General features: G+C 59.9%; 16 protein-coding genes. 2 read left to right on the plus strand and 14 right to left on the minus strand.

The window, feature by feature from the left end; genetic code table 11:
• Positions 1-28: 28 nt before the first annotated feature.
• The 4 genes from AC07S6_RS04265 to AC07S6_RS04280 form a co-directional block, all read right to left on the minus strand.
• Positions 29-3667, minus strand: coding sequence for a transporter substrate-binding domain-containing protein (locus AC07S6_RS04265; protein ID WP_495111790.1), 3639 nt, complete (start codon positions 3665-3667; stop codon positions 29-31).
• On the minus strand, positions 3667-4293 hold the full coding sequence (locus AC07S6_RS04270; RefSeq protein ID WP_495111791.1) for a response regulator: 627 nt from the start codon (positions 4291-4293) through the stop codon (positions 3667-3669). The genes AC07S6_RS04265 and AC07S6_RS04270 overlap by 1 nt, the downstream gene beginning before the upstream one ends.
• Before the next feature lie 136 nt (positions 4294-4429).
• Positions 4430-5638, minus strand: coding sequence for an EAL domain-containing response regulator (locus tag AC07S6_RS04275; RefSeq protein ID WP_495111792.1), 1209 nt, complete (start codon positions 5636-5638; stop codon positions 4430-4432).
• A gap of 120 nt (positions 5639-5758) precedes the next feature.
• Positions 5759-6757: a bile acid:sodium symporter family protein gene (locus tag AC07S6_RS04280; protein ID WP_034127750.1), complete on the minus strand. Its 999-nt coding sequence runs from the start codon at positions 6755-6757 to the stop codon at positions 5759-5761.
• Between the two features lie 85 nt (positions 6758-6842).
• On the opposite strand from AC07S6_RS04280, the gene AC07S6_RS04285 reads away from it, so the two are divergent.
• Positions 6843-7631 carry an AraC family transcriptional regulator gene (locus AC07S6_RS04285; protein ID WP_014718855.1) on the plus strand — a complete coding sequence of 263 codons (789 nt, stop codon included), beginning with the start codon at positions 6843-6845 and terminating at the stop codon, positions 7629-7631.
• A gap of 92 nt (positions 7632-7723) precedes the next feature.
• Entirely contained in the window at positions 7724-8155 is a 432-nt protein-coding gene (locus AC07S6_RS04290; RefSeq protein ID WP_096143847.1) for a hypothetical protein, read from the plus strand.
• Between the two features lie 286 nt (positions 8156-8441).
• Here AC07S6_RS04290 and AC07S6_RS04295 read toward each other — a convergent pair whose 3' ends face one another.
• From AC07S6_RS04295 to AC07S6_RS04340, 10 genes are all read right to left on the minus strand, one after another.
• A complete protein-coding gene (locus tag AC07S6_RS04295) occupies positions 8442-9686 on the minus strand; it encodes a zinc-dependent alcohol dehydrogenase (protein WP_197881710.1) in 1245 nt (414 codons plus the stop codon).
• An 84-nt stretch (positions 9687-9770) separates the two neighbouring features.
• Positions 9771-10889 carry a carboxylate-amine ligase gene (locus tag AC07S6_RS04300; RefSeq protein ID WP_495111793.1) on the minus strand — a complete coding sequence of 373 codons (1119 nt, stop codon included), beginning with the start codon at positions 10887-10889 and terminating at the stop codon, positions 9771-9773.
• A 7-nt stretch (positions 10890-10896) separates the two neighbouring features.
• Entirely contained in the window at positions 10897-11841 is a 945-nt protein-coding gene (locus tag AC07S6_RS04305) for a N5-glutamine methyltransferase family protein (RefSeq protein WP_014718859.1), read from the minus strand.
• An 11-nt stretch (positions 11842-11852) separates the two neighbouring features.
• On the minus strand, positions 11853-13232 hold the full coding sequence (locus AC07S6_RS04310) for an iron-containing redox enzyme family protein (RefSeq protein WP_495111794.1): 1380 nt from the start codon (positions 13230-13232) through the stop codon (positions 11853-11855).
• A gap of 295 nt (positions 13233-13527) precedes the next feature.
• A complete protein-coding gene (locus AC07S6_RS04315) occupies positions 13528-15270 on the minus strand; it encodes an ABC transporter substrate-binding protein (RefSeq protein WP_003192009.1) in 1743 nt (580 codons plus the stop codon).
• Positions 15271-15449: 179 nt separating this feature from the next.
• A complete protein-coding gene (locus tag AC07S6_RS04320; protein ID WP_014718862.1) occupies positions 15450-15722 on the minus strand; it encodes a DUF2160 domain-containing protein in 273 nt (90 codons plus the stop codon).
• 11 nt (positions 15723-15733) lie between these two features.
• The gene (locus AC07S6_RS04325; RefSeq protein WP_495111795.1) at positions 15734-16534 is read right to left on the minus strand and encodes a carbohydrate ABC transporter permease; all 801 of its coding nucleotides are present in this window, start codon (positions 16532-16534) and stop codon (positions 15734-15736) included.
• A gap of 10 nt (positions 16535-16544) precedes the next feature.
• Positions 16545-17411, minus strand: a complete 867-nt coding sequence (locus AC07S6_RS04330) for a carbohydrate ABC transporter permease (RefSeq protein ID WP_003192014.1) — start codon at positions 17409-17411, stop codon at positions 16545-16547.
• Positions 17408-18505 (minus strand): ABC transporter ATP-binding protein, encoded by a 1098-nt coding sequence (locus AC07S6_RS04335; RefSeq protein ID WP_032902868.1) that lies wholly within the window; start codon positions 18503-18505, stop codon positions 17408-17410. The genes AC07S6_RS04330 and AC07S6_RS04335 overlap by 4 nt, the downstream gene beginning before the upstream one ends.
• Complete coding sequence (locus AC07S6_RS04340) at positions 18505-19599, minus strand: ABC transporter ATP-binding protein (protein ID WP_014718865.1); 1095 nt, start codon at positions 19597-19599, stop codon at positions 18505-18507. Before AC07S6_RS04340 ends, AC07S6_RS04335 begins: the two co-directional genes overlap by 1 nt.
• Positions 19600-19818: the final 219 nt, after the last annotated feature.

A 19818-nucleotide genomic window follows, 5' to 3' on the forward strand; every position in this document is an offset into this window, starting at 1 on the left:
AGATGCGGTTTTTTCGTCCGTGCCGGTGCTATCGGCCAAGGTAGTTATCCAGGCGTTGTTCCAACTGCTCCATGGCCTGCTGCAAGGCATCCACCGCCTCCGTCAGCACGGCAGAATTCAAGCCCTTGCACGCCACCTCCAGTTCCTCGCAGCAGTCGACCAACCATTGCGCCTGGATAATCCTTGCGCCCCCCTTGACCCGATGGGCCAAGTCGCTCAGGCCGGTCACGTCATGCTGAGTGAACAGCTGAAGCAATCGCGCCATATCCTGAGCGTTACTGGTTGCCAGATCCTGAAGCAGGCTGCGCACGGCGCCAGCGTCGCCACGGCTCAGTTGTTCGAGGCTGGTCAAGTCAACGCCCTCGATAACCGTGGAAAAATCCTGCACTGGCAGCACCCCTGCGACAGGCACCAGCGACATCAATCGTGCGTTAAGGTCATCCAGGCTGATCGGTTTGAACAGGCAATCATCCATGCCGGCGGCCAGGCAGCGATCCTTTTCTTCAGGTTGAGCGTTGGCGGTCAACCCGAGAATCATCGCCGGGGCAATCCCCCTGCTACGCTCCTCATCACGAATCGCCCGGGCCAGTTCATAGCCATTCATGATCGGCATGCTGCAATCGGTAATCACCACATCAAAATGCTGGTGACGCCAGGCCCTGAGGCCATGGGCACCGTCTTGCGCATCACTGACGCGATGCCCCAGGTAGTTCAACTGTTGGGACAGCAGCAACCGATTAGCCGGGTAATCATCAACCACCAATACGTTCAACACCTGGGTGGGCTGGGATAACAACGCGACGGAGGATGCAGGCTCTTGCACGGGCTCCAGGGTCGGCAGACCGACACGCATCTCCACCTGGGTACCTTCGGTCAGCTCACTGCTCAAGGTCAGGCTACCGCCCATCATCTCGCAGAGTGTACGGCTGATCACCAGGCCCAGGCCCGAGCCACTGCGGGCTGACTGCCCCTCGTTCGAAGCCTGGCTGAACGGATTGAACAAGCGCTGCTGGTCTTCGATGGAAATACCGCTGCCCGTGTCCTCCACCCGCAGGCACAACGAGACACGCTCAGCATTGGGCCCGGGTTCGGCACTGACCTGTAAACGCACATACCCCTGTGCAGTAAACTTGATTGCATTGCTCAACAGGTTCGAGACGATTTGCTTGAACCGCAGCGGGTCTATCAGTACCTGACGGTTAAGTGTGGCGTCCAGGTCGAGGATCAGGCGCAGTTGCTTTTGCCGCGCCACCCCCTCAAATATGCGTGCTACCGACTCCACCAACTCCAGCAGGTTGGCGCGCTCCGGTGCCAGCGACAGACGCCCTGACTCGATACGGGCAATGTCGAGGATATCGCCAATCAGGTCCAGCAACCCACGCGCGGCGCCGGAGGCGACATCGATGGAGACACGGTCCATATAGCCTTGATCGGCTTTTTTCTGTGCCAGTTCCAACATGCCGATGATAGCGTTCATCGGCGTGCGGATCTCATGGCTCATGGTCGCAAGGAACGTCGTCTTGGCGCGACTTGCATCGTCCGCGTGCTCCTTGGCTTCGCGCAGGGCTTGCAACAACTGCTGGCGCTCGCTGATATCGATCCAGCCACCGATCATGCCGCTGACCGCGCCATCGCTACCGCGGTAGGGCAGCATCCAATGGTAGATAGTCAGCACTTGATCGGTGCTCATGGTCAGGCTTCGGTCCTGTACCCGCGGCGTGCCCTCTTCCATCACCTGCAAATACTCTGCCTGATAAGCCGCCGCTTCATTGGGGTCGCTGAGGACACCTTCTTCTACGGTCTTGCCGATGACGGCGTCGCGTTCCACATCAAACGCACTCAGATAGCCGCTGTTACACGCTATCAAGCGTCCCTGGCGATCACGCACATAAATAGCATGGGGGGTGCCATCAATCAGCACGCGCATGAATTCCATCTGGTCGTTGAGCGCTATCTCCGCCTGCCTGCGCTTGCGCATCAGCCAGCGTAGATAAACGATCCAACCCACCGCTACCAGCAACAACAGAGTGGCCACGGCGAACGCCTGCAGTATCACGGTGCGGTTACGCAACCAATAACTGTCATCCACGGCAATTTCGCTGCGCCAGCGGTTGGTAATTTCATCCATTTCCTCAGGCGGGATACTGAGCATGGCCTTTTCCAGTATCGAGTACAGCTCCAGCGCATCGCGAGGGGTGGCGAACGCGGTACGTGCCAGTTGCGTACCCACGGTACTGGTGATGCGCAGTTGGTCGCGATATTGGCGGGAAATCATGTAGCGGGAAATGATCAGCGAATTGATCGCAGCCTCGGCTTTTCCTTCGGCCACCAGTGCCATGGCATCCTGGGCATTGCGCGCCTCCACCAGCACCACCTTGGGGTATTGCTCGATAAGCATGTCGCGAACAGGGTTGCCGTGGATCACCGCCAGCCGCTTGCCCGCCATGTCATCCAGGGTACCGGGGCTTGAGGGGTGATCGGCACTGACCAGCACGTACGGTGTATTCAGATACGGTCGGGTAAAACGCAGCAGGCCCTCACGCTCGGTACTCGGCGTCAGGGTGATCAGCAGGTCCGCGTCACGGTCGCGGATGCTGTTGAGCATGTTCTCCACCGAGTACGCCCGTTGTACTTCAAACTTCAAACCGGTGCGCAGCGAGACTTTGGCCAGTACATCTGCACTGATTCCGCGAAACTCGCCCTCTTCATTGAAGAACGACAGCGGTAAATAGCTGTCATCCACCACCACACGCAACACTGGGTGCGCGCCCATCCAACGCTGCTCGCTGGCACTGAAATGCAGTGCCGTACGCCCTGGCATACTGGCGCCACCGGCGCTCCAGCGGCGCAGAATATTCATGCGCTCACTGATCGGGATCGCCGCCAGCGCACGATTGAGGATGTGCAGCAAGCGCGTGCCTCCCTCGGGCACGGCAAACGCAAAGTTGCTGGCCTCTATCTGGGAAAAGTCCGCCAACTGCACATTGTTCAGATAGTTCTTGTTGATCAGGAAATCAGCACTGATGGCATCGCCCAGATACACGTCGGCGTTTCCGAAGGCCACTGCACCAATAGCGCTCAAGGTGGAAGGAAACAACTGCAAGGTGGCCTTGGGATAAAACGCTTTGACCGCCTCGGGCGACAGGTAGTGATACAACATGGCGATCTTCTTGCCCGCAAGGTCTGGGGCCAGCGTGCTGCTGTCCCCCAGCCGCGTGACCAATGCCGGCATATCCTCGGCATAGGCGATCGACAACAACAGCCCGGCATCGGCGGCTTCATAACCGTTGGCCACCCCCAGGAAATCCACTTCGCCACGCTTGAGCGCGTCGATCACCTCAACGCGCGAGGAAAACCGGCGCACCTGCACCCGAACGCGCAACAGTTCGCTTAACAACTGCGCGTAGTCGGCTGTCATGCCTTCATAATCGCGATCATTGTTGGCCATGCCCAAAGGCGCATAGTCGGGCGCGGAGTCACCCAGTACCAGCACATCCTTGCTACGCAGCCAACTCCACTCAGCTTCGGTAAGCACGGCGCTATAACCATCGACATGGGAGCGCCCCAATACCTGGAAAGTAGTTGCCTGCGAGTCCGCCAGCGCACTACCGTTGAGGGTCATGCCAAAAGCCAATGCCGCGATCCATGTACGCAAGTCAGTGCTCATCAAACCAAGTTATTACGTTTGGCAAAATCGGCGAGGTACACCACCGATTTCACGTTGAGCTTTTCGATCAAGCGTGTTTTGTAAGTGCTGACAGTCTTGTTACTGAGCAGCATCGAATCGCCGATTTCCTTGTTGCTCAACCCCTGGGACAGGCGCTGCAGAATGGCCAACTCGCGGTCAGACAGGCTTTGGATCAGCTCCAGATCGGTGGCTTCGACGTCACTGCGCCGCACTGAGCTGCCTGCCAGGTTCGGAAAGAACGTGTACCCGCCCATCACTGCCTTGATCGCTTTGATCAATTCATCCAGGTCATTGGTCTTGGAAATGTAGCCCGCGGCGCCGGCTTTCATGCACCGCATCGAGTAGAACAGCGGCGACTGTGAGGTCAACACCAGGATTTTGCACTTGAGCCCCAGCGCACAGAGCCGGGTGATGACTTCCAACCCATCCAGCTTAGGCATGGCAATATCCAGCACAATCAGATCCGGCTCAAACTCACGCGCCATCTGTACCGCATCCGCCCCATTGTCCGCCTCTGCTACGACGTCGAAATGTTCTTGCTGCAGCAACATTTTGACCGATGAGCGAATGAACGGATGATCGTCCACAACTAACGCTTTAAACATATCCACCTCTGGAAGACACACCGGCGAAGCCGATGACTCATATGTCAGTCGCGTAAGGCTGTGGGAGACACAGTTCGGGAATACGCTGCTCAAAATACACGAGCGTGACACAAGTGTAGGAAGTATCTGCGGAATATCAGGGCAATTCGTGGCTATTTTTCTGCCCGGCGAAATGTGCTTCAAGCCACGGTATCAGCCGATACCCTGCCATCGGTCGTGCCAGGTAAAACCCTTGCCCGATCTCGCACCCTAACGCCAGCACCCCTTCATGGCTGCGCTGGGTGCCGATACCTTCGATCACAAGGCTCATATCCAATGAACGAGCGAGCGCCAAGGTGCTGGCAACCATGGCCTGATTCTGCGGGTCGTCGACATGGCGTACGAACGCTCCGTCAAGCTTGAGCTGGTTGAAAGGCAGCTGACACAGCAATTTGAGTGATGAAAACCCCGTACCAAAATCATCGATAGACAAACCGCAGCCCAGCAAGCGCAGACGCAGCAAGTTCTCCTGTGTGCGCGGTGAGAGATCCAGCAAGCCGTTTTCCGCCAGCTCGAACAACAAGGTGGTGCCGGGTAACCCATGGCGCAGCAAGGCTTGCTGAATATGTAACAGCAATTCGTCGTCGAGCAATTGCGATGCATGCAGGTTGAACGCCAATTCGAGCTGGATGTGCTGACGCCGTAACATGCCGAGAAGATTAAGACCTTGCTCCAAGAGCTGCTTGAATATCGGGTCAATCAGATCGTACGCCAATACCGCAGCCAGAAATTGCGCCGGTAACAGCACGCCCCTTGTAGGATGCTCCCAGCGCACCAAAGCTTCCACGCCGGCCAGGCGCCCGGTGCCTAACATGAATTTGGGCTGGTACCAGGCACGAAACTCCCCTAATGCCAGGCCCTGATGAATCTCGTGCTCATGGGGCAAGGCTGCGGGTGTTTGGGCCCGTGCCGACGGCAGGCGCCGCCGCCAATAGCTATGCAGTAAATGCCGCATGGCACGCAATTGAAGGGGTTGGCTCAACACGCCGAGCATTTGCAGCCCAGAGAGCGAGCGCATCTGAGCCAGCGCCCGTCGTAATTCAGGACGCAGCTCGCTGCACAGGGCGACCGCCTGCACGAGCCCAGCCTGGCTGGCACCACGCAGGAACTCCAGACAGTCCAGACTCCTGTCGGCCAGGTCACAGAGCACAATGTCCACGCCCCCGCAGGCGTGCAGCTGCGCCATGGCTTGTTTGGTGCTACTGGCCTGGCGTACTTCCTGCAATCCCAGCCGATCAAGTATCTTGATCAATACGCTGCGTTGAAACCGTTGGTTTTCCAGAACCAGCACGCGGGGATGAGGCATTTTTAATCAACCACCTGGCAGAAGCGAAGGCGGTCATAGTGGCGTTGAACTGTCTGAATCAGTAATGGAAGCGTCCTTGCGGTTTGTAGGAAATTTCCCAGCCCAATACTCAGCGCTGACTCACGGATCCACCTGTCCCATCAATTCAGGAATGCTCTCCGGCCGCTGGGCATAGCGTTGGGCCAACGCCGCGCAGACCATCAACTGGATCTGGTGAAACAGCATCAACGGCAAAATCAACACGCCCATGCTCGCCCCGGCAAACAGCACCTGGGCCATCGGCACGCCGGTCGCCAGGCTTTTCTTCGAGCCGCAGAACAGGATGGTGATGCGGTCTTCCTGGTTAAAGCCAAACGCCTTGCCCAGCAGCGTAGACGCCACCAATACCAGGGCCAGCAGCACGCAGCAAGCCACCACCAAGCCGCCCAATTCCCACAGCGGGATCTGGTGCCAGATGCCTTCGTTGACCGCCTCGCTGAAAGCCCCGTAGACCACCAGCAGAATCGAACCTTGATCGACGAACTTGAGCCAGGCTTTGTTACGCCCGACCCAGCCCCCAATCCAGCGGCTGGCGACTTGCCCGGCAATGAACGGCAGCAACAACTGCACGCTGATTTTGACAATCGCATCGACTGTGGACCCGCCATCCCCATGCACGTTGAGCAGCAGCGCTACCAGCAGCGGCGTCAGGAAGATGCCGAACAGGCTGGACGCCGCCGCGCTGCAGATGGCCGCCGGGATATTGCCGCGGGCCAGGGAGGTAAAGGCAATCGCCGATTGCACAGTGGCCGGCAAGGCGCAGAGGTAGAGCATGCCCATGTACAGCTCGTTGCCGATCAACGGCGACAGCACTGGCTTGAGCGCCAGGCCCAGCAACGGAAACAGTACGAAGGTCAGGCTGAACACCAGCAAATGCAAACGCCAGTGGCCGGCACCGGCGACGATAGCCTTGCGCGACAGCTTGGCGCCGTGCAGGAAAAACAGCAGCGCGATGGCCAGGTTGGTGACCCAGCCGAACGCCACGGCGGTCTGGCCGCTGGCGGGCAGCAGTGAGGCGAGGATCACGGTGGCGATCAGGGTGAGGGTGAAGTTGTCGGGGAGAAACCGGGGCCGGGTCATAAGCAATTCTTCCAGGGGTTGCCAAGAGCGTCGCGACGACTCTAACGTAACCACCTGTTACCGACTAACGCCAATGAGCCAGTAAATGCCGCCTAAAGGACATGAAAAAGCCGTTCGCCGCAGTGTCCCAGGGCTTTCCAGCCTGCCGAGGCCGGTGTACGGGCGTACTGAATCCTTGCCCAACCGTGCGCTGACGCGACGCCACAGCCACCCGTGGGTGCAGCTGTCCTACGCGATTTCCGGGGTGCTGGAGATCCAGACCAGCGTCGGTCGTTTCGTCGCGCCACCGCAGCGCGCCGTATGGATTCCGGCCGGCATGCCCCATCGGGTGTTCAGTTCGCCCCATACGGAAATGCGCAGCTTGTACCTCGATTGCAGCGTCACCGCCTGGGCCGCCGAGCGTTGCCAAGTGCTGGAGGTGAGCAGTTTGCTACGCGAGCTGATCCGCAACTTCAGCCAATTGCCGGTGGAATATACCGAGGACGGGCCGGACGGGCGCCTGGCTCAGGTACTGCTCGATCAGCTCGCCGCCGCGCCCCAGGTGGACTTGATGTTGCCACTGCCTCACGACCCACGGCTGCGACAGATCTACCGCAGCCTCAACCTGCATCCCGAGCAGCAGACGACGTTGGGCGAGTGGAGCCGCAAGCTGGAGGTGAGTGAAAAGACCCTGAGTCGGGTGTTCCTGAGTGACACCGGGCTGACGTTTCGCGCATGGCGCCAGCGCCTGCGCCTGTTGAGCGCCCTGCCCGCCCTGGAACAAGGCGAGCGGGTGACGGATGTGGCATTGGGGTGTGGCTATGAATCGACCTCAGCCTTTATCAATGCATTTCGTCAGCAGTTCGATTCCACCCCCGGTGAGTTCTTCCGCTGACCCTCCCACGACGCAAATAATCCCCAAACTCACGCTCGGCTGGTATTGTGCCGCGCTTTGAAACACAGCAACCGACTGCGAGGAAATGGACGTTGAACACTGACGAAAAAATGACCGGGGACCTGTTCGAGGTTGATAAGCGCCTGTCACTCAAGCCCGTGGTGGACTTCAACGCCTACCTGCGCAGCGCCTTCGGCGACGGCCCTTGCACCTGCGTGCGCTGCACGGCCAACGGCGGCGATGAAAGCAGCTATGAGTTCCAACACACCTTCACCTTCGAGGGTAAGCCGGTGCACCGTCGCTTCGCTTCGACGGCGGGCAGTGATGTGTTGATGGCGTTGAAGAAGGCATGGTTGTCGTACACCAAGGCCGAGCTGCCGCTCAGTGGTGCGTTGGCGCTGGATACGGTGAAGGAGTTTGTCGAGCCACAGTTGCACAAACGCCTGGCGCCGCTGTTTGTCGCCAGTGGGTTGGTCAAAGATGTCGAAGGGGAATTGCGCATCCAGCCGCAAGCCGCAGCCTGACACCGGTTAATGTGGGAAACACCACTGTCAAAGCAAAGAAAATCCATGTGAGAGCTGGTTTGCCTGCGAAAGCGGTAGTGCAGTCACAGATGCAGTGACTGTCACACCGCCTTCGCAGGCAAACCAGCTCCCACATTGGTCATGCATCGCCCACAAAATCAGCGTCCGGCACAGATCCCCTGTGGGAGCGGGCTTGCCCGCGAAGGCGGCGCGTCAGTCACTGAATATTCAACTGAACCACCGCTATAGCAGGCAAACCAGCTCCCACATTTTTCCGGTTATTGGCCTAGAAACCGGGAACGCTTTGTACGCGCAACTCAGGGGTCAGTTCGTCCACTGGCTCGGTCAGCGGCCGGTCGCTCCCACCCGGTAGCAGGATCACCTTGCGGCATTCCTCTTCGGCTTTATCAAACAGCTCATACCCCCGCGCCGCCTGCTCCAGGGGCAGCCGGTGAGTGATGATCGCCTCCGGATGCAGATGCCCCAGCTCGATGTGCTCCAACAACTCCGGTAAGAACCGCTGCACATGGGTCTGGCCCATCTTGAAGGTCAGGCCTTTGTCGAAGGCATCGCCAAACATGAAGCCATGGATAAACCCGGCATACACCCCGGCGACGCTGACCACACCACCGCGACGCACGGCGGCGATGCACTGGCGCAGCGCCTTGCCGCTGCTGCCCTCGATCTTGAGCGCGGTGAGCAGGGTTTCCGTGGTGCTGCCCTTGGCCTCGAAACCCACCGCGTCCACCACACCATCGACGCCGCGCATACCGGCGGTCTGGCGGATAATGGTGTCCGCCGGGTCTTCGTCTTCTTCGAAGTTGATCGGGATCACGCCGTACATTTTCTGCGCATAGGCCAAACGATACGGATGGTCGTCGACCATGAAGATCTGCTCGGCGCCCAGCATTTGCGCGCAGGCCGCACTGAGCAGGCCCACGGGCCCGGCACCATAAATCGCCACGCTGGAGCCTTTGCCGATGCCGGCGTTGGTCACTGCCTGCCAAGCAGTGGGCAGGATATCGGAGAGGAACAGCACCTTCTCATCCGCCAGGGTGCCGGGCACCTTGAACGGCCCGGTATTGGCCTTGGGCACCCTCACCCACTCCGCCTGGCCGCCGGGAATACCACCATACAGGCGGCTGTAGCCAAACAGCGCGGCACCCGGTGGGATAGCTTTTTTATTCAGGATCGCGCCGCGCCCATCGTTGGTGGTTTCGCAGGCGGCGAATTGCTGGAGCTGGCAGAAAAAGCAATCGCCACAGGCAATCACGAACGGAATTACCACACGGTCGCCGCGCTGCACCGCGGTGACGGCCGGGCCGGTTTCTTCGACGATGCCCATGAACTCATGGCCGAAGATATCGCCATGCTCCACGGTCGGGATCTTGCCCCGGTACAGGTGCAGGTCCGAACCACAAATCGCGGTTGCGGTGACCCGCAAAATGATGTCGTCGGGTTGTTCAATGATCGGATCGGGCACGGTATCCACCTGCACCTTGTGTGCGCCCTGGTAAGTCATCGCTCGCATGCTCTGCGCTCCTGCCGTTGAGGGGTTACTGATTAAGGGCGGAGCAACCCCATCAGTGTTCCATCAACCTCGATCAAGACCCGATCAATGGTCGCCGCGAGTCTGGGCCAACAGCAGGTCGACCACCTGGCGCACGCTGGCACGCGTATCGGCGCCGCTCGCCTGGGCCTGGGCCTGCCAGCGCAACTGCTCGGCCGCGCTGTTGCCGCGTTGCAGCAAGGCATCCAAGGTATCGAACAACAGCGGCTCGCCCATGGCCTCTGCGGTGGCGGCAAAGGTCTGTCGGGCGTATTGCAGCCATTGCTCAGCGCTGCCCAGGGTGCCGGTGTCGTCCAACGCAAAGGTACCAGCGGCCCCATAACGCTTGGCCTGCCAGCGATTCTCCTTGAGCAGCCAGCGCGCCTCGGCACTGAACCTGGCGCCAGGGCGCTGCATCGCGCAGGCATGGGTAACCATCACCCGAAACAGCGTGGCGAGGGCCAAGGCGTCCGCCAGCCGTGGGCAGGCGTCGGTCATGCGCAGTTCCAGGGTGGGGTAACGCGCCGCCGGGCGAATGCCCCACCAGCCATTGCCATCGGCCTTGATCGCGCCGATGCGCTGTAACATGGCCAGGTAGCGCTGGTACTCGGCCCAATCGCTGAAGTGTTCCGGCACGCCCATGCGGGGCCACTCGTCGCAAGCGGCCTGGCGGTAGCTCATGAAGCCGCTGGGCGCGCCGTCCCAGAAGGGGGACGAGCAACTGAGCAGCAACAACAACGGCAGCCACGGCGACACCTGGTTCATCACCGCGATACGGTCCAGCGTTTGCGGCACCTGCACATGCACATGCAGCCCGCACAACACACTGCGCCGCGCTACATATTGAATATCGTCGAACAGTTGCCGGAAATGCGCCTGATCGGTTGGCCGCTGCCCACGCCAATCGGCCAGGGGGTGGCTGCCGGCGCACACCACACCGAGGCCGAACTCAGCCAGGGATTGCGCCAGGTTGCCGCGTACTGCTCGGAAGTAGTCCGCCGCTTCGGCGCTGGAGGTGAACACCGGAGAGGCCGCCTCGATCTGGCCCTGGAACATCTCAAACGAGAAGCCTGCGCCAATCGCTTCGCGGCAGGCCGCCAGCACCGCCGCCGAGGGCTCGCCGACCATCTGGCGGCTGTGCAGGTCGGTGATGAAGTATTCCTCTTCAATGCCAAAGGTGAGCATCGGGTATTCAGCGCAATCGGGTGACAGTCAGCGCAACCACGGCGATGCGCTCCACCTGCTCATAGCCTGGTTTTTCCAGTTCTTCACCGAAAACGTCCGGGTCCAGTTCGCGATAGGTCCAGCCGTAGGCGTCGCTGCCCAGCAATGGCTTGACTGCCTCCAGGAAAGGGTCGCTGCCGGCCACCATCGCCACCCCGGTATACAGCAACAGGCTACCGCCCAGGGCCAGGCGCCCGATGGACTCACTGACGATGCGCAGCGACAACTGCTCCCCCAAGGCGCCGCCGCCATGGCGATAGGCGCGCTGGCGGTCATCTTTCATGTACGGCGGGTTGGCGACGATCAGGTCGAATTCGCCCTCCACACTGGCCAGCACGTCACTGTGGTACACGCTGACGTTATTCAGCGCGGCCAGCTCGGCATTCACCGCGGTCATGCGCAGGGCACGGGGGTTGATATCCACCGCCAGCACCTGGGCGTCATGCCGGGCTTGAGCAATCACCAGCGCGCCGACACCGGCGCCACAGCCGATGTCCACGGCGCGCTTGAGCGGCTCGAAACGTTGTTGCAGGTAAGCTTCGATTACCTGGGCAAAGCGATAGCTATCGGGGCCGAAAAACACCGCGTCCGCCTGGTCGGTGGGATAAGGCGAATGGGCGAACAGCAGCTCGTCGAGGCTCGACCATCGCACTGCGCTGCGCCATAGCGCGCCGTGCTTTTCGATCACATCCGCTTGCTGCAATTCTTCACGCAGGGCCTCGGGCAGCAGGCCTTGATCGAACGGCATCGACCAACCGAACACATCGCGCAGCGTCATTGCCAGGGGCGTCGCCAGCCGCCGATAGACACGTTCATGGGTCAAGGGCGTTGGCGTGATAAAGCGATAACCACCCTCCTTCAACCCGCGGCCCAAATTCAACAAGGCACGATCAGCCAGTTGTTGCGCAGACATAGGCACATTCCTTAGCGCAGGCGCGCACGCAGTTGGATAAAGCGGCGAGTGGCATACAGCCCGGCAGGCGTGCAGTGACGGCGGGCCGACAGCCACGGGATCAGCGCATTGAGCTGTTGCTCATCGGGCAAGTTGCACAATGACTCCGCCAGGGCCTGGGTATCAGGATCCGCGGGACGATGCTGCTCGCGGGAAAACCGGCTGCCGCGTCCCGGCCGCACGGGCGGCACGCGTTCGCTGGTAACCCATTCACCCGCAATCCAGTCATGGATCAGTTGTTTTTCATAACCGCTGAACACCCCGAACATCGCGGCGCCAGCGCCCTCGATCAATTGCCAGAAGCGGCTGTTGGCGGGGTCCTGGTTGTGTTTGATCCAGCCTTTGTCTCCGAGGGCCTTGAGAAACGCGCCGATCTGCCCAGGCTGAGCCAGCCATTGGTTGACGGTCTGCCCTTCGAAGCGGCAATAGTCCGAATGCATGTGCTGGCCGAAGGCGCGCTTGCGTTCGAGCATCGCCACCACCTCGTCCTGCAGGTTGAACCGTTTGATCACAGACGTAGTACCCGGCCCCAGATCGTTCAGGCGGTAGCCTGCGGCCACCCGGCGATAGAAGTCTGCCCTGCCCTCGCCCAGCGGCAACAGGTTCAGCACCGATTGCGCCGCCTTGCTCGCGTGGCCGCTGCTGGCGTTGTCGATGGTGACATGCAGCGTGAAGTAATAAGGATCGATACCCAGCTCACTGAGTTCATAGGCGGTGATCAACAGGTGCAGCGGCAGTTGCTCGTAACCCAGGTTGAAGCCAATGACCTCCGGCAGGAACTCGTCGGCGCAAACGCCCAGCGCCAGTTGCAGCGCGCCTTGCAGGTAATGGTCATCCTCAAGGCCGGCGTCGCTGTCGGCATCGTGCTCGCTGAGCAACTTGCGGTAGATCACCACATGGTTCTGCGCAGCTTCACCGTCGCCCAATTCTTCCAGGTAAGTGGTGAGCAGGCCGTCGAAGCGCTGGTCTTGCCAATAGCGCAGCAAGCCGTATAGCCAGGCGCCGTCGACCTGTTTGGTCGGCGCCACACACTGCAGGAAATACAACGCATGGGCCTTGTTCTGGAAATACCGCCGTGGCCCACCGTTTCGACGCTGTTCCAGATAGTCGGCATAGGCCTGGGCCACCTCGGCGCAGCGCTGCTCGACCCAGGCCAGCAGCTGTTCGGGGGCCTCTGGCAAGTCGCAGTCGGTGGCCTCTACCAGGGCCAATTGATCGTGCAGGTATTCACGCGCCAGTTCGGTGGCGTCTTGGGTTTCGCCATGCAGCTGTTGGTAGACCCGTTGATGGCGGCCCTGGGCCGAGTCGGTGAGCGAGGCCGGCTGGCCAGACAGCGCTGTAAGGAGTGTCATGATGGCAGTTTCCGCAAAGTCCGTTACAACGGGCCTCCCACAAGGTGGCCCCGCAAGAGCGCTCAACATCACGCGCTTCTAAAATGCAGAGCCTCGGGGCGTGCGGAAAATTCAAATGAGGTTGGGTTGGGAGGGATAAGCGGTCGTTTGTCAGGGCTCACAAAACCAAAAAATGCCTGTAGGAGCGAGCTTGCTCGCGAAAACCGTCAACGATAACGCGTGCTTCCTGAATAAACGCGGCGTCGGTGAGTTCTTCGCGAGCAAGCTCGCTCCTACAGGGGTTAAGATGGCGCTGTTACTTACGCGCCGCCTCCCACTGCTTGAGCAGGTCGTTGTAGTTCACGGTTTCGCCCTTGGGCTTTTCGTTGGCCAGTTTCGGCTTCGGTGCACCCGGCTGGTCGAACCAGTATTGCGCGTCACGCTCGGGGTTCATTTTCGGGCCGCACACCGGTTGCACCTTGGAGCGTTCCAGGCGCGTCATGATCGCATCCTGCTCCTTGGCCAGGTTGTCCAGCGCCTGTTGTGGGGTTTTCTCGCCGCTGGCCGCTGCGGCGATATTGCTCCACCACAGTTGCGCCAGGCGCGGGTAGTCCGGCACGTTGGTGCCCGTCGGGGACCACTCGGTACGGGCCGGGCTGCGGTAGAACTCCACCAGCCCCCCGAGTTTGGGCGCCATGTCGGTCATGGCCTGGGAGTTGATATCGGACTCACGAATCGGCGTCAGGCCAACGATGGTTTTCTTCAGCGACACCGTTTTTGAGGTCACGAACTGCGCGTAGAGCCAGGCCGCGAGTTTCTGCTTTTCGGGCGTGGACTTGAGGAAGGTCCAGGAACCTACGTCCTGATAGCCCTTCTTCATGCCCTTTTCCCAATACGGCCCGACTGGGGACGGTGCCATGCGCCATTTCGGCGTACCGTCGGCATTCACCACCGGCAGGCCCGGTTTGACCATGTCGGCGGTAAACGCGGTGTACCAGAAGATCTGCTGGGCGATGTTGCCCTGGGACGGCACCGGGCCGGATTCGGAGAAGGTCATGCCCGCCGCTTCCGGTGGCGCGTAGGCTTTCATCCAGTCCACGTATTTCTGCGTGGCGAATACCGCTGCCGGGCCGTTGGTGTCGCCGCCACGGGTGACGCTGGAGCCCACCGGGTGGCAATCCTCTACACGGATGCCCCACTCGTCCACCGGCAAGCCGTTGGGCAAGCCTTTGTCGCCGCCGCCGGCCATGGAGAACCAGGCATCGGTGAAACGCCAACCCAGGGACGGGTCTTTCTTGCCGTAGTCCATGTGCCCATAAATGCGCTTGCCGTCGATTTCCTTGACGTCTTCGCTGAAGAACTTGGCGATGTCTTCATAAGCCGACCAGTTCACCGGCACGCCCAGGTCGTAGCCGTATTTCTCCTTGAACTTGGCCTTCAGCTCCGGCCGCTCGAACCAGTCGGCGCGGAACCAATAGAGGTTGGCGAACTGCTGGTCGGGCAACTGGTAGATCTTGCCGTCCGGCGCGGTGGTGAAAGACAGGCCGATAAAGTCCTTGAGGTCCAGGGTGGGCGAGGTGAAATCCTTGCCTTCGTTGGCCATCAGGTCGGTGATGGATTCGGTCTTGCCGTAGCGAAAGTGCGTACCGATCAAGTCGGAATCGTTGACCCAGCCGTCATAGATGTTCTTGTCGGACTGCATCTGGGTTTGCAGCTTCTCCACCACATCGCCTTCCTGCAGCAGGTCGTGGGTCAGCTTGATGCCGGTGATTTCACTGAAGGCCTTGGCCAGCACCTTGGATTCGTATTCGTGGGTGGTGAGGGTTTCCGACACCACGTTGATCTTCATCCCACGGAACGGCTCCGACGCCTTGATAAACCACTTCAACTCCTCCAACTGCTGGGCTTCGGTAAGGGTCGAGGGTTTGAACTCGCTGCCGATCCATTTTTTCGCGGCATCTTCATACGCATCGGCCCAGGCCGAAGCGCTCAAACCACTGAGGGCCAGTACGGCGGCCAATGAAATGCTATGTCGCAGCTTATTGTTTTTATTCAACATAGAGACCTCCAGGTTAATTTCAAACGGGGCTTGCAGGAGCGAGCTTGCTGTGGCGAGGGAGCTTGCTCCCGCTGGGCTGCGAAGCGGCCCCAAAATAGATATCCGAGTCGGTTATCGGTTTGGGAGTGCTGCGCACTCCAGCGGGAGCAAGCTCCCTCGCCACACAAGCCCGTGCACAGCTAGCCCCAACGCATCACACTCAACAGCCAAACAAGGGAGAGCGCGGACGCCACCCAGATGCTCCAGTCGGTAACGCCAATGACCAGCAAATGCAGGTAGGCGCTACCGAGAAGACCGATAAACAAGCGATCGCCACGGGTGGTGCTGATCGGCAGCAAACCGCGCCGCGGGATACTCGGCGAACGTAATTCCCAAGTGGTCATGCCCGCCAGAATCAGGGCAATGCCGCCAAAGAACAGCGCAGTGGGGGTGGTCCAGGCCATCCATTCCATCATCGACTCCTCTAGACCCGGCCCAGGGCAAAGCCCTTGGCCACGTGGTTGCGAACAAACCAGATCACCAGCATGCCCGGCAGGATGGTCAACACCCCCGCCGCTGCCAGCACGCCCCAATCAATGCCGGAAGCCGACACCGTACGGGTCATTACCGCTGCGATGGGTTTGGCGTTGACCGAGGTGAGCGTGCGCGCCAGCAGCAGTTCTACCCAGGAAAACATGAAACAGAAAAACGCCGTGACGCCGATACCGGAGCCAATCAGCGGGATAAAAATCTTCACGAAGAACTTGGGAAAACTATAGCCGTCGATGTAGGCGGTTTCGTCGATTTCCTTGGGTACGCCGGACATGAAGCCTTCAAGGATCCATACCGCCAACGGCACGTTGAACAGGCAATGGGCCAGGGCCACGGCAATGTGCGTGTCGAACAACCCGATGGAGGAATACAGCTGGAAAAACGGCAGCAAAAACACCGCCGGCGGCGCCATGCGGTTGGTCAGCAGCCAGAAGAACAGGTGCTTGTCACCCAGGAAGCGATAGCGCGAGAACGCATACGCCGCCGGTAGCGCCACGCTCAGGGAGATCACCGTGTTCAGGCTCACGTAGTACAGCGAGTTGAGGTAGCCGGTGTACCAGCTCGGGTCGGTGAAGATCACCTTGTAGTTGCCCAGGGTGAAATCCTGCGGAAACAGGGTCAGGCCGCCGAGGATTTCGGTGTTGCTCTTGAAGGACATGTTCAGCAGCCAGTAAATCGGCACCAGCAGGAACAGGATGTAAACGAGTAGTGGAATCAGCTTGCGCTTGCTCATGTTGGCGGCCTCAGCGGTTGGCGTCGGAATGGGTCATGGCGGTGTAGAACAGCCAGGACACCAACAGGATGATCAGGAAGTACACCAGGGAAAACGCCGCCGCCGGGCCCAGGTCGAATTGGCCGACGGCCATTTGAGTAAGCGTCTGGCTCAGGAAAGTGGTGGCATTACCCGGCCCGCCGCCGGTGAGCACGAAGGGTTCGGTGTAGATCATGAAGCTGTCCATGAAGCGCAGCATCACCGCGATCAGCAGCACGCTTTTCATCTTCGGCAACTGGATATGTCGGAACACCGCCCAGGCCGATGCACGATCAATCCGCGCAGCCTGGTAGTACACGTCCGGAATGGCCCTTAAACCTGAGTAGCACAGCAGCGCCACCAGTGAGGTCCAGTGCCACACGTCCATGACCAGTACGGTGACCCAGGCGTCCATGGTGTTGGCCGCATAGTTGTAGCTGATGCCCAGGGCGTTGAGGGTCGAGCCCAGCAGGCCGATGTCGGCACGGCCAAAAATCTGCCAGATAGTGCCGACCACGTTCCACGGAATCAGCAAGGGAATGGCAAGGATGATCAGCACCAGCGAGGACCAGCGGCCCTTGGTGGGCATGGTCAGGGCGATGGCGATGCCCAGCGGGATCTCGATCAACAGCACGCAGGCCGAGTAGATGAACTGGCGCAGCAGCGAGTCGTGCAGGCGTGGGTCGAGCAGCACCTGCTTGTACCAGTCGGCCCCGACGAAATAGCGGCTGGATTGGTCGAAAATGTCCTGCACCGAATAGTTGACCACGGTCATCATCGGGATCACCGCACTGAACGCCACCAGCAGGAACACCGGCAACACCAGCCACCAGGCCTTGTTGTTCTGCACTTTGTTCATGGCGCCACCTCCAGCAGGTAATCGTCGGCGTAGAGCATCAGCCATTGCGTCGGGAAGCTGATGGAGGCCTTGCCTTCCGGCACCGGCTTGTCCTCGGCCAGGCGCACCTTGAGGGTGGCGCCGTCGAGGTTGAGGGTCATGATCTTGTAGGTGCCCAGGTCCTCCACATGTACGACGTCGGCTTGCAGGGCGTCAGGGTTGTACTCGTCCCATACGTGGATAAATTCCGGACGAATGCCGACCTGGAGCTTTTTGTAGTCGGTGGTGTTGAGACGTTGCTGCATCGCTTCGGACAGCGGCAACAGGGTATTGGCGAACCCTACACCGCCAGCCTTGGCCTGCACCTCGATCAGATTCATCCCAGGGCTACCGATGAAGTAACCGACAAAGGTGTGGCTGGGCCGCTCGAACAATTCACGCGGCGTACCGAACTGCACGATCTGCCCGCCGTACATCACCGCGATCTTGTCGGCGAACGTGGAGGCCTCCAGTTGATCGTGGGTAACGTAGACCATGGTGATATTGAACTGCTCGTGAATCTGCTTGAGCTTGCGCCGCAGTTTCCACTTCAGGTGCGGGTCGATCACCGTCAGCGGCTCGTCGAACAGGATCGCCGACACGTCATCGCGTACCAGGCCACGGCCCATGGAGACTTTCTGTTTTTCGTCGGCGGTGAGGTTACGGGCTTTTTTGCTCAGCAGGTTTTGCAAGTCGAGGACTTCGGCAATCTCCTGCACCTTGCTGTGAATTTTCGCTTCGGCCATGCCCTGGTTGCGCAGCGGGAACGCCAGGTTGTCGAACACCGTCATGGTGTCGTACACCACCGGAAACTGGAACACCTGGGCGATATTGCGCTTTTCCGGGGTCAAGTCGTTGACGACTTGGGTATCGAACAGCACCTGGCCTTCGGACGGGCTGAGCAGGCCGGAAATGATATTGAGCAGCGTGGACTTGCCGCAGCCCGACGGCCCGAGCAAGGCGTAGGCACCGCCCTGCTCCCACACATGATTCATTTCCCGAATGGCGTAGTCTTCTGGACCTGTGGGTGTAGGACTATAGCTATGGGCCAGGTTGCGCAAATGGATCTCGGCCATCAGGCAACCCTCGCGACACGGCGCCCGGGGGCCTGGACCAAGCGGCCCTGACCATCGAACACAAACAGTTTATGGGTGGGGATATACACGCGGATCGGCGCGTCGACATCGTATTCATGTACCCCCGGCAGGTGCAGCACCAGCAGGAAATGCTCACTGCGCACATGCAGGAAGGTTTCCGAGCCGCTGATTTCGGCGACTTCCACGGTCACCGCCAGCTCCAGGTCATCATCGTTGCTAGGCACCAGGCTGATATGGCTGGGGCGCACGCCAAAGCGGAATTCGCCTTCGCCGATAGGACGCAGGTCAACGTTGAGTGGGAAATGCACGAAATTGGCGAAGCTCACTTCGTTGCCGCTGATACGCCCTGGCATCAGGTTGATCGGCGGCTCAGAGAACAGTTCAGCGGCGAGGACGGTTTGCGGCTGGTGGTAGACCTCGGCGGCCTTGCCGCTCTGGATTACCCGCCCCTCGTGAAGAATGGTGGTGGTGCCACCCAAGGCCAGGGCTTCGTTGGGCTCGGTGGTGGCATATATCGCGATGGTGTGGCGCGCCTTGAACAGTTCGCGCATTTCCTGGCGCAGCTCTTCGCGCAGTTTGTAGTCCAGGTTGACCAGCGGCTCATCGAACAGAATCAGTTCGGCATCTTTCACCAGGGCGCGGGCCATGGCGGTGCGTTGTTGCTGGCCACCGGACAATTCCAGGGGGTGGCGCTGCAGGAATTTCTCGATGCGCAGCATCTTGGCGGTTTCCAGCACCTTGCTCTGGATCACCTCCTGGGACACACCGGCCTGGCGCAACGGCGAGGCGATGTTTTCGAACACGGTCATGGTCGGGTAGTTGATGAACTGCTGGTAGACCATCGACACATTGCGCAGGCGTACCGGCTTTTGCGTGACATCCACGCCGTTCATCAGGATGCGACCGCTGTCGGGCTTGTCCAGGCCGGCCATCAAGCGCATCAGGCTGGTCTTGCCGGACAGGGTGCGACCGAGCAGGACGTTGAAAGAACCGGCTTCGAACCGCAGGTTGGCATCGTCGATCCAGGTTTGGCCGTCGACAACGCGGGAGACATGTTCCAGGGTCAATGACATGACACGACCTTTTTTATTATTGGAATGAATCTGGTGCGTTGTCAGAGCGAGTTTCGTGCCAAAACCGCAACTGTTTGATGTGTAAGGAGATGGGCGAATCATGATGTTCAGGAGTGAACAATCCGGCTGAACAACTGAACACTGCGGGGGTTGACAATGAACAGTTGTGAACAACACTTTATGCGCGACGAAGATCAAATGTGGGAGCGGGCTTGCCCG

It is taken from the genome of Pseudomonas sp. GW821-FHT07B01 (genome assembly GCF_059419065.1).